Origin of the sequence: Flavobacterium sp. 5 (genome assembly GCF_002813295.1) — a bacterium.
Taxonomy (GTDB): domain Bacteria; phylum Bacteroidota; class Bacteroidia; order Flavobacteriales; family Flavobacteriaceae; genus Flavobacterium.
The window spans coordinates 4,805,815-4,817,426 of record NZ_PHUE01000001.1 but is presented as its reverse complement, the minus strand read 5'-3'; the positions used below and the strand labels follow the sequence as shown (position 1 = coordinate 4,817,426).

The following is an 11,612-nucleotide window of genomic DNA, read 5'->3' as shown; positions in this document are numbered from 1 at the left end:
TTGTTGAAGAGTATATGGCTATTTAATTAAGCTGCACAATCCAATTTGTAAATAATAAAAAGCAAATCTGCTGATTATAGATGAGATTGATTAAGTAATGCTAATTATCTAACAATCTCCTATGATAATTAATTTGACCCAAATGATAAGTCAAATGTGTTGTGAGATGCATCAATAAATATTCTAAGGAAGTTTTACTCTCAAAAACTAAATAGGAGTGTTCTTGTTTTAAATCTTCATCTATAAGTTGATCGAGAGTACTGTTAATCATTAGTATTGTAGCTTCTATGTCAGCAATAAGTAGAGCTCTTGGAACAAATTTATTCGAAAACTCAAGTTGTCGATTTCTTATATAATTTGTATTTCCAATTTGTGCTCCTATATAGGTGTTTAGGTTACCTATTAAATGTAAACATAAATTTCCAGCTGAATTTACTATTGATTTTTCTATGCACCAAATCGTACTTTCATTGTGGTAGGATTCAATTTCTAATTTTAACTTATTTAAATCTCTATTAAATAAGACTTTTAAAACTTCTAAAGACATTAAGAGTGAGTTTTAATATAATTTTGTAATGAAGTCATAGCTTGTTTCTGAATTTGCTTTTGCATAAAACCAGTCCATCCTAATAGCAAACCTTTAAAACCTAATGCTTGTTTAGACCACTTCCAAATATCAAAATAATCAATATGATTTACAATTAAACCATCTCGAAACTGAAATTGAGCATGAATTTCATTGATAACTTTTCTATTAGTTTTACTAAAATTATATGTAGCAATCCATTTGGCTGAACCTGAAAAATTATCAGCTGTGATGTCAGAAAATTCAATTTTGATGTTTCCTTTACTTTTTTCCATCAACATATTCCACATCTGACAAGCATCGTTTCCATTGAGCTTTCCAAAGGCAGGATCTTGAAATTGAATCGCATTGTGATAACATTCGCACATCGTTTTTGCATCAGCTTTAGCGAAAGCAGTGTAGAATTTATGTATTAATTGTTCGTTCTCATTCATTTTATAAAGTTTGAAAGTAAAAATAGTGATTTTTTTACAAAAAAAGATAGGCAATTAAAATGCCTATCTTTTAGTATTCAGTGTTACTTTATAACTACAAGATTTTAAATCTATAAATTGTTAAGCCTTAGATATAATAATACTATTCCTAAAACAGCTCAGTTGTAACTCCATCTAAAACTTCTTATTTGATTTAATTACTATATTTTTCTGCCTTGTATTATTCTTAAAATTACTGCAATTAATGCAATTACAAGTAGTATATGTATTATTGATCCAGCACTGTAGGCAAAGAATCCAATTGCCCAAAAAAGGACAAGTATTACTGCGACTGTGTAAAGTAGATTGCTCATGATTTCTGTTTTATTAAAAATTAATAATTTGTTGTAATCATTGACTATTACAACAATATAGAGTGTTTATTTTTTGTTATCGACCGTAAAGTCTTTTAAGCTTTTTCCAAGTTCATCTACATCATGGTTTAATTCTCTTTTAAAAGAATTCCAATCGCTATTGACATCATTTTTATATGAGTCAATTTTGATTTTAAGATCTTTGTTTTTTTGTTCTATTGTATCAATATTTCTTTGATATGCTTTATCAATATCCTTACCCGCATTTTTAATTTTCAATTTTAACTCCGCTATTTTAGCATTGTTCTCTTCAATTTTAGCGTTAGTATCCTCTTTAAATTGTTGCCATTCTTCTGTTGTAGCAGCTCTTTTGGCTTGATTTAAATTGTCTTCAGCTTTTGTTAAGGCTGTTTTTGTACTATCAACATTTTCTTGAGCATCTTGCACTTTTTCTGTGTTTGGCTTACAACTAGTAAGCATCAATCCAGTCATGATAGTGACTATTGCAAGGGCGAAATTTAATTTTTTCATATTGATTATATTTAAAGTTATATTTTGGATTTCCAAGTTTTCGTTTATTTCTGTTGTTGTGTTCATTTATTTTTAAAATTAATTGTAAATTTATTTCTACAACAATACAAAGATGGGAGTAATAGTGCAAAAAGGTGTTATAAAATTTTAGTAAAGAATTACATTATTTACGACTTATAAAAAGTAAATATTTGAATATAAATAAAATCACTTTTCGATATGATTTTTTTAATCAGCCAAAGTTTTTTTAAGTTCTTTAGTGAGTTCTTCTTTTACATCTTCATTTAAATCTTTAATTTGTTCAGCCAGTTCAGAATACTCTTTGGACAGCTCTGTGATTTCTCTTTCTGTTTTAATTTCAGCATTCAATACAGTATTGCTGGCATGTTCATGTGATGAAATCAATTCGTTTATTTTTAGATGTAAAGAAGCCGAGAATCGATTGAATGATTTTTGGATAATAAATAAACTCAAGAAAGTAATTCCAAAAATGATGTCACCAATAATAAGGTGTATGTCATTGTTTATGAATAAACTGTTGATCCACCAAAATAGTACCAAACATAATGCTATAAGAAATGAAATAGAATTACCTAAAATTGTGGTTCCAATAGAGACCAGTTTTTCGAAAAGATTTTCGGTATGGTTATATATTTTATTCATGATATTTTATTTAGAAACAATTATAAAAGCCCTGCCAATCTAATAGCAGAGCTTATTATAAATTTTAACAAGCAATTAAGCTGTCTTATGATTAGATTATTAAATAAGAATTTCAAACTTTTACTGCGTCAAAATGCTTTAAAAGAAAATGTATTTTTTCAATTTTATTCATTTTATCAGCCTCTTTTACCTCTAATTTTATATCAGAAAATCGATGATTTATTTTCATTTTATTCAATAATTCTTTTTTTGCATTCGTAGGACCAAAGAGTAATACAGTATCATAATTGAAAATAATAATTTCCAGTTTTTTATAGAATTCAGCTTGTATCTGTTGTTCTTTATTATTTAATAAAGATTTGATTTTTGCAAGACTGATAACTTTGTCTAGATGTTTGAAATTAGATTCTATTATTTTTAATTCATTCCATTGATCAGAAAACTCTATGATATATGCTATTGAATGATCCATCCAAATACCTAATTTTTTTTCATTTTTCATTTTCTTTCTTTTAAGTTTTTAGAATGTCAATCCTTATGATTTGGGATGTATTTATCTAAAATTCATTTTAAGGAATTCTGATGTTTTTTTAGATTAATATTGTTATTCTTCAAGATTAGTGCATTCAGTTCTTTTAGAGTTTTTATTTAATTAGGAATATTAATGTTTACCATTTTTATGGCCTTTATTTCCATGATTTCCATTATCATGATTCCCATTGTCATGGTGTCCATTGTCGTGATTAGCTGCCATTTTATAATTTTGCTGATGACCTTTGTTATATCCTTTGTAATATTTTACTTTGTGCTCGTTATAATGTGTATAAGGTCTTGAACCATGGTAATCATTTAGTACTACTTTATACCCGCCATATAAATCATAATTTCTATAGCGATTAGGTAAACTGCGAGATCTAATCCATACTCCATTGTTTAGAAAAATAAACTGTTGAGCACTTATGTCATAGTAGGATTGTACATCTGGTAAATAATAATAAGATACCTGAGAATAGCCAACAGGTCCCCATTGTGGAGGTGTTCCAAAATTCACATTTATAGAAACTTGTGCGTGATTTGCAGTTGATGCAAACAAGAATAGGGCGACGGCAATTAGTTTTACTGTTTTCATTTTTTTTGTTTTAATGTTTCAATTTTCTTTATTATAAAATAAAAGGAGTATATATTATCCTCTACCTTTTATATTACAAAGATCAAAAGTTAACTGCTCTATTATATTACACTATTTACTGTAAAGATTTCATAATTCACGGTTTTTTTGATCTCTATAAATAATTTGATTGCGTCTTGTTAATTGTTACTCTTTCTGCATTTTAATAACTGTTAAAATAAATTCTACAATTAAAAAAAACGAGATATTAAAAAAAGCTATTAACAATAATATATTTAGTAACATGATTGTTCGGTTGATAACAAAAAAAACGAGACTGTTTTGCAACAATCTCGTTTTTTAAAATTCAAAAATTCAATTAATTATTCCTTATAATACGTAATCAATTCAACTCTTCGGTTTTTTGCTCTTCCTGAAGATGTAGTGTTACTGGCAATAGGTTTACCATCTCCAAATCCTAAAGCAGTCAGTCTTGTATCTGGTATACCTTTACTTATTAAATAGATTTTTACGGATTCCGCACGTTGTTGAGATAAATCTATATTGTATTTATCTCCACCTACATTATCTGTATGTCCACCAATTTGTAAATCTGTAGCATTATAATGTTTTAATATTTCAACTAAATAATCAAGTTGTGTAAAAGAAGATACTTTTAGTTCAGCACTTGCATTTTCAAAGAAAATTTTACCACCTATATCCGCAATTTTTTTAACATCTGCTGGAGCTATTTTAGGGCAACCTTTGTCAATAATATTACCTTTTTCAGTAGGACAACGGTCAATATTATCAGTGACACCATCTCCATCAGTATCTGGACAACCTTTTAGTGCTAAAGGGCCAGCTGCATCAGGGCAAAGATCAACTTCGTTGGCCACACCATCTTTATCGTTATCCAAAGGACATCCAGATGCATCTACTTTGTAGCCAACGATTGTATTTGCACATTTATCATCGATATCTGCTACGCCATCTTTATCCACATCAGGACAACCTTTCAATATTAATAAGCCAGCTACATCGGGACAACGGTCTTCAGCATCTGAAACACCATCAATATCTCTATCAGGACAACCATTCAAAGCTGATAACCCTGCTAAATCTGGGCATTTGTCTAAATAGTCGGCAACACCATCAATATCTTTATCAAGGGGGCAACCCGTTTTGTTAACAGCTACACCAACTGGAGTATCCGGGCACTTATCATCTTTATCAGCAACACCATCATTATCCGAATCTTTTTTATCAAAGAAAGGAGCTATTAAATTTTCAACTCGATAAATCTTCACATCGGTTTTGTAAACTTCATTTCTTAAATCTACACTATGGTTTAAGTTATCCTCATACATTCTAATATTCCTTTCACTGTTTTTTGATGCTGCAGTGACTATACATGCAAATGCTAAGCACGTACATAACAATAGTAATTTTTTCATTTTATGTTTTTTTAATTTGTTTATACAAAGTTCATTCATAAGCTGATTTTATTTGTTACATAACTTTTGCTCATAATTGCATTATTCACACCTTTTTAATTTGAACATCAATTATATTTTGGATTATCAAACAAAAAAGAGACTGAGTGCCTAAGAATATTAGTTACACAGTCTCTTTTAAGATATTGAACTTGTTATTAGTTAATACTAGATGGATATTGTAAAGATTTTTAAAAAAGATTATTGTATCTCAATCTTAGTGAGAATAAAATTTAAGATTGATCAATAAATTTTTAATAAAAAATTTGGATCAGGGCAGTTCTGTAAATAATAGGGCAGTTTATTTTTGCTACATACCCCTGGATAATCTCCAAAGTTATTTTCTATATTTTTTATAATTTGAAAATGTAAATGAGGAGAGTAATCACCATTTACAGCTGCATTTCCTAATGTAGCCAATTGTTGCCCTTTGGAAAAAAAATCACCTATTTTGATTGTAGTAATACTCTGCAACGATAAGTGACCGTATAAAGTATAAAAAGTATGATTCTCTAATTGATGTTTTAGTATAATTGTTGGTCCATAATCACCAAGGCTATTGTTGTATTGAAAACTATGGACTATTCCATCCAATGCAGCCAAAACAGGTGTACCAGATTTAATCCATAAGTCCAAACCAATATGAATATTACGCTCTTCGGTATTCAGATCATTAAAAACAGTACTTCTTTTATATAAGTTACGAACTTCATTATAACCTCCATATGCCACTGATGATTTATTCTTAGCTAAAAATTGTTCAATATAAGTTTCAAATTCAGTAGCATTTGAAATGTTTAGTTGACTTAATTCCAGATTAGCAACAGATAAATCAAAAGGAGTATATTGTGAATAAGGGATAGTATTGTCAATAACTTTGATGTCTTTTAAGTTTAAAAATAAAGTTTCTAAGGATATCATTGAGAATCAAGATTAAGAGTTGGTATAAATATAAAAAAAATCCCAATTTTTAAATTGGGATTTTAGGTATTGTTTTATCTGACTAATACAAAGAAGGGAATTTTGATGGATTCACCTCATGCATCATTTCGTATATTTTTTCATAAATATCTTCTGCAGATGGTTTTGAGAAATAATCACCGTCTGTCCCGTATGCAGGTCTGTGGGCTTTAGCAGACAGAGTTTGTGGTTTACTGTCCAGATGAATGTAAGCATTTTGTTGTTCTACAATTTGCTGTAAAATATAAGCCGAAGCACCACCAGGAAGATCCTCATCAATTACTAATAATCTATTGGTTTTTTCAATACTTTTTACAATGTCTTGGCGAATATCAAATGGAAGTAAGGATTGTAAATCAATAATTTCACAATCAATGCCAATTTCAAATAATTCTTTGGCAGCTTGTTCAACTAATCTCAAGGTTGAACCATAAGAGACAAGTGTTATATCAGTTCCTTTTCTCAATGTCTCAACAACACCTATTGGTGTTTTGAACTCGCCATAATTCAAAGGCATTTTTTCTTTTAATCGGTAACCATTCAGACACTCAATAACTAAAGCTGGTTCGTCACATTCTAATAGAGAATTATAGAAACCAGCAGCTTGTGTCATGTTTCTTGGAACTAATACATGAATTCCTCGAATGGCATTAATAATCATTCCCATTGGAGAACCAGAATGCCAAATACCTTCCAAACGATGTCCACGAGTACGAATTATTAGTGGAGCTTTTTGTTTTCCAACTGTTCTATATTGCAACGTTGCTAAATCATCACTCATGATTTGAATAGCATACAATAGATAATCCAAATATTGTATTTCAGCAATTGGACGTAATCCTCTTAATGCCATTCCAATTCCTTGTCCTAATATGGTAGCTTCACGAATTCCTACATCGGCAACACGCAACTCTCCGTATTTTTCCTGCATTCCTTCAAGACCTTGGTTTACATCACCAATATTACCTGCATCTTCACCAAATATTAAAGTTTCAGGATATTTTGAAAAAATAGCGTCAAAATTATCTCTCAGAATCATTCTCCCATCAGTATCTGCTATAGCATTACTTGGATATTCTGGCAAAACCTCTTTAACCGAAAATACATTTTTATCTGATTCAGAAAATAAATTACTGCTAAACTTTGGTTGCGTTTTTTTAATATAATTAGTAATCCAAGCAGATAATTCTACTTTGTCAATTTCATTTATAATTAAACGAAGTGATTTTCTAGCAACTACCATTATTTCCTTCTTCAAAGGAGATTTAATGCTTTTTAAACTAGAAATATTTTTTAGAATTTCTTCTTTTTTAGTACTAGAAACTGCAATTCTTTCTAAAATGGCAATTAATTCATTTTGTTCCTCAACGATAGGGTTGATAAAAGCATTCCATGCCGCTTTTTTACCTTCAAAAACTTCTTTTTTGGCATCCAAATCTATTGTTTCAATTTCTTCAGGAGAAGCAATATTGATAGCAATCATCCATAATTTCATTTGACGAATACAATCAAATTCTTTTTCCCAAGCTAATCGAGCTGCATTTTTATATCTTTCGTGCGAACCTGAACTAGAATGCCCTTGAGGTTGTGTTAATTGATTTACATGAATTAAAACAGGAGTGTGGTTTTCACGCGCTATTTCAGCAGCTTTTTCATAAGTTGCAATCAAATCAACATAATCCCAACCTTTTACTTTTAATATTTCAAAACCATTAGTGCCTTCTTCTCTTTGGTATCCTTTTAATATTTCAGAAATGTTTTCTTTGGTTGTTTGATGTCTCGCATGTACAGAAATACCATATTCATCATCCCAGACACTCATTACCATCGGGACTTGTAAAACTCCCGCAGCATTCATAGTTTCAAAAAATAATCCTTCAGAGGTACTGGCATTACCAATAGTTCCCCAAGCAATTTCATTACCCTCAATAGAAAATTGTTCTGAATTTGGGATATCTGTAACGTTTCTGTATATTTTTGATGCTTGAGCTAATCCAAGTAATCTTGGCATTTGACCAGCAGTTGGAGAAATATCTGCACTAGAATTTTTTTGTTGTGTCAGGTTTTTCCATGATCCATCTTCATTCAGACTATGAGTTACGAAATGACCGCCCATTTGCCTTCCTGCTGACATTGGTTCTAAATCAATGTCTGTATGACCATACAAACCTGCAAAAAATTGTTGAATGGTTAATTCACCAATAGCCATCATAAAAGTTTGATCGCGATAGTAACCTGAACGAAAGTCTCCGTTTTTAAAGCATTTGGCCATGGCAAGCTGAGGAACTTCTTTACCATCTCCAAAAATACCAAATTTGGCTTTTCCAGTTAATACTTCTTTACGGCCTAATAAGCTACATTCTCGGCTTATTATGGCGATTTTGTAATCATTTAAAACTTCAGTTTTGAAATCTTCGAATGTTAAACCAGTATTGACTTTCTCTTTAATCATAATTTAAAAGTATAGCTTTAATGCTGCAAATTTAATTAAAACTATCTATATAACATTATGCAATTCTGTATTTTTATAATTTTTTATGAAATAATTTCTAGTAAAACGAATGTATTTTTATCAAATAAATAATTTTGTTTAAATTTTTATAACAATAACTCAATATTTTAAAGTTTTTGTTTTGAATTAAAACCATTTTCGGGTAAAAAGATTAATTAATGATTTTGGGCTAAAAACGAAGATAAAACGAATTTTTTCTCCATAATTTTTTTCTGACGGCTCAAATCCATTTGAAGAATATACAGGAAAGTACAATTCGAAGTAATCTTGAACTAAATTTAACCGTAAACCACTATCATAAATAAACGAATTTTGAAAGCCTTTGTTTTTAACTAAACCAAAATCTGCATAAGCATCGAACCAATTCCAAAGTAAAGAATAACTTAAATTAGTTGTTGCTAACCATCTATTTGAGTCTTCAGGATTTACAAAAGATTTAAAACCTCCTTGTGCAAAGAAATATTGCTGACTTAAGATTCCTGTAGTATCTGATCGAGCATAAACGGCATAATCAAACAAATAATCATTCACTCGAGAAACTCCAAAATTATAGTTTTGAGTATTATTACTATTATATAAAAACGTACCTATAAAAACTCTCGCGTTAAAATAACGGTTATCTTTGAATAACTTACGGTATTCCATTTCAGCTGATACTTTACCAAAATAACCCGAAAATTGGACATCTGTCAAGAATTTGACATGACTTGTTACTTCAGTTTTAATATTGAAATATTTAAGATTTAAGATAGAATAGTTATCGGTACTATCAATAACAATTGCCGAAGGTTCTTTGTTTATAATATTATATTTTAAAGTTATAGATTGTCTTCTATTATCTCTGTAATTAGGTTCTCTTAATGATAAAGATACACTAGGATATAATTTTAAATAGGCAGCATCCGGGGCATAATGGTAATAAGAACCATTTAATGCGTATCTAATATTATATAATCTGCCTTCTCTTAAAAACTGATTGTATGCCAAGTTGTAACTACCTACCACTGATTTAGTATTGATAGAATACATTGGATTTAAAGAGAACGTGAATGGTTTATTAAAAAAACTGTAATTATAAAAATTTATTCCAGGTGAAAAACCATCATATTTGTTAAAAAATAGAGTAGGTACATAAAATAATTGAGAATAATGTGGGTCTTCTAAATCTTCGAAAAAAGTCATCTTTAAGGGACGATTTAATGAAAAAGGGCGCAGTGATTTTGAATTGTTTCTTAAATTGAATTCTGGAACTTCATTTGCATAATTTAAGGTCAATTTGTCTATACTTTTTCTTTCAAATGTAAGTTCCTTATCAATTTCATTAGTTTCTAGCCATTTTTTAAAAACAACTTGTTTCTCTCTAATTCCAAAGACAGGCATTGGAACTAATGGGACTCCTTTATTTTTCACTATAAATGTTACGCTGTCTTTTGTTTTAGAAACAGCATCAAATTTATAGTCAATCGTTTCCCGGCTATCAATAATATAATTAAAAAACCAATCAATATTTTTAGGAGCTTTTAATTTCAAAAGCTCTTCAAAATCACTTCGATTAGTTTGTTTTTGCTTGTTTAGATCATAAAATTGCTTAATTCCAGCCAAAACTATTTCATTTCCAAGATAATCATCAAGATAATGTAAACTCAATCCAGCTTTGTATTTGTTAGCAATTTGAACGTTGTATTTTATCAATGCATTTTTAGGAGCATTTAGCGGTTGATCTAAATTTTTTCTGGCCATCAGCATATAATAGTAGCTATACTGCTCATTGAAATCAGTTTGAGCCATTTTAAAATTTCGAAGTAGATAAAATTTTGAAGCAGACCCCAGCATTTTACTACCCGGATGATATTCATCTATATAGTCCATCATAGTATAGATTTGAATTCCATCATAAATCCAATTATCTTTTCTGGAATCCAATTGCATGCTGCTTTTAAGATAATTATTCAAATAGGTTTTTAAAAATTTTATTTCAAATAGAAAATCTTCATGGAAAGGGCGCATGAATTTAGGTAATTGATTCAAACCATAAAAAGGATTTTTTTCATAATCAGCCTCAGATATGACTATTTTTTCAAATGGATATTCACCAATTTGATTTTTACTATAATCAACAACTCTTTTTATTATTTCAGTTTTTAAAGAGTCATTAAATCTCCCTGATCTAATATTTGTAAAGATTTCTAAGTTATTAACTTTGTAACTGGTATAGCTAGATTCCTTTTCTATAATAAGGTCAACATCATTTCTATTCTTTCCAATTAAATTGACATTAGTTTCTTGATCAGCTTGTGTTAATTGATCAATTGTCAGGTTGGTAGTAATTGCATTTTTGCCAGTAATTTTTAAATCAATATAAAAATCAGAAATTGCATTTGCAATGTCATCAAGATTCTCGTTATTATATTTTATAAATTCTTTGTTTTCATATCGCGCTGGCGTTAGAAACCAATTTTTAAGATGCATACCATATTTTTCAAAATAACCATATTCAGTAAATTTATTGCTAGGTATTTTTTCTGTGTATGTGAGATGGAGTTTTACTTTTTGGTTGGGAAGCAACGTTTTATTTAGTGTAATTGTGATGTAATCAGGATCTTTTTTAGTTCTTTCCCAAGTAAAAAACTTTTGAGCATCTTCAATTTTTAAATTGATAGTCCCACCAAGCTCTTCTGTAGATGCCATGTGAAACTTATTATAAAATTCATCAGAAAATCGTTTTCCCATTGGACTTTCTTTATCCGAAAAAGCATTATTCCAATCATTTAATACAATCGAGGTTAAAGTGTCATTGGATTGATTGTAAAAAGTAATTTCTTGATCAATAGCAACCGTTTTAGAACCCATATTCACAACTGCAGTCATCTTTGATTGATGCTGAGCATATTGTTTTTGAGTTACCAACAAAACAATAAGTAACAGGATAATTTTACCGATAGATTTCAATTTGGGGATGTATTAGTTTA

Annotated in this window: 11 protein-coding genes; all 11 read right to left on the bottom strand. The window is 29.5% G+C overall.

The window, feature by feature from the left end; all coding sequences use genetic code 11:
* Window positions 1-100 precede the first annotated feature (100 nt).
* The 11 genes from CLU82_RS20200 to CLU82_RS20155 all read right to left on the bottom strand — a co-directional run bounded on the left by CLU82_RS20200 (window position 101) and on the right by CLU82_RS20155 (window position 11,592).
* Window positions 101-547 carry a DinB family protein gene (locus tag CLU82_RS20200; protein ID WP_100844797.1) on the bottom strand — a complete coding sequence of 149 codons (447 nt, stop codon included), beginning with the start codon at window positions 545-547 and terminating at the stop codon, window positions 101-103.
* A complete protein-coding gene (locus tag CLU82_RS20195; RefSeq protein WP_100844796.1) occupies window positions 547-1,020 on the bottom strand; it encodes a nuclear transport factor 2 family protein in 474 nt (157 codons plus the stop codon). The genes CLU82_RS20200 and CLU82_RS20195 overlap by 1 nt, the downstream gene beginning before the upstream one ends.
* A 200-nt stretch (window positions 1,021-1,220) precedes the next feature.
* Complete coding sequence (locus CLU82_RS20790) at window positions 1,221-1,373, bottom strand: lmo0937 family membrane protein (protein ID WP_157813410.1); 153 nt, start codon at window positions 1,371-1,373, stop codon at window positions 1,221-1,223.
* A 66-nt stretch (window positions 1,374-1,439) separates the two neighbouring features.
* Window positions 1,440-1,904, bottom strand: coding sequence for a hypothetical protein (locus CLU82_RS20190; RefSeq protein WP_157813409.1), 465 nt, complete (start codon window positions 1,902-1,904; stop codon window positions 1,440-1,442).
* A 228-nt stretch (window positions 1,905-2,132) separates the two neighbouring features.
* The gene (locus CLU82_RS20185; RefSeq protein ID WP_100844794.1) at window positions 2,133-2,567 is read right to left on the bottom strand and encodes a low affinity iron permease family protein; all 435 of its coding nucleotides are present in this window, start codon (window positions 2,565-2,567) and stop codon (window positions 2,133-2,135) included.
* A 112-nt stretch (window positions 2,568-2,679) separates the two neighbouring features.
* Window positions 2,680-3,069: a hypothetical protein gene (locus CLU82_RS20180; RefSeq protein ID WP_100844793.1), complete on the bottom strand. Its 390-nt coding sequence runs from the start codon at window positions 3,067-3,069 to the stop codon at window positions 2,680-2,682.
* Between the two features lie 159 nt (window positions 3,070-3,228).
* Entirely contained in the window at window positions 3,229-3,696 is a 468-nt protein-coding gene (locus CLU82_RS20175) for a hypothetical protein (protein ID WP_100844792.1), read from the bottom strand.
* 362 nt (window positions 3,697-4,058) lie between these two features.
* A complete protein-coding gene (locus CLU82_RS21130; protein WP_198520250.1) occupies window positions 4,059-5,132 on the bottom strand; it encodes an OmpA family protein in 1,074 nt (357 codons plus the stop codon).
* 282 nt (window positions 5,133-5,414) lie between these two features.
* Complete coding sequence (locus tag CLU82_RS20165; RefSeq protein ID WP_100844790.1) at window positions 5,415-6,092, bottom strand: peptidoglycan DD-metalloendopeptidase family protein; 678 nt, start codon at window positions 6,090-6,092, stop codon at window positions 5,415-5,417.
* 82 nt (window positions 6,093-6,174) lie between these two features.
* Window positions 6,175-8,583, bottom strand: a complete 2,409-nt coding sequence (locus tag CLU82_RS20160) for a thiamine pyrophosphate-dependent enzyme (protein ID WP_100844789.1) — start codon at window positions 8,581-8,583, stop codon at window positions 6,175-6,177.
* A 186-nt stretch (window positions 8,584-8,769) separates the two neighbouring features.
* On the bottom strand, window positions 8,770-11,592 hold the full coding sequence (locus CLU82_RS20155) for an aminopeptidase (protein ID WP_369829041.1): 2,823 nt from the start codon (window positions 11,590-11,592) through the stop codon (window positions 8,770-8,772).
* Between the last annotated feature and the right edge of the window lie 20 nt (window positions 11,593-11,612).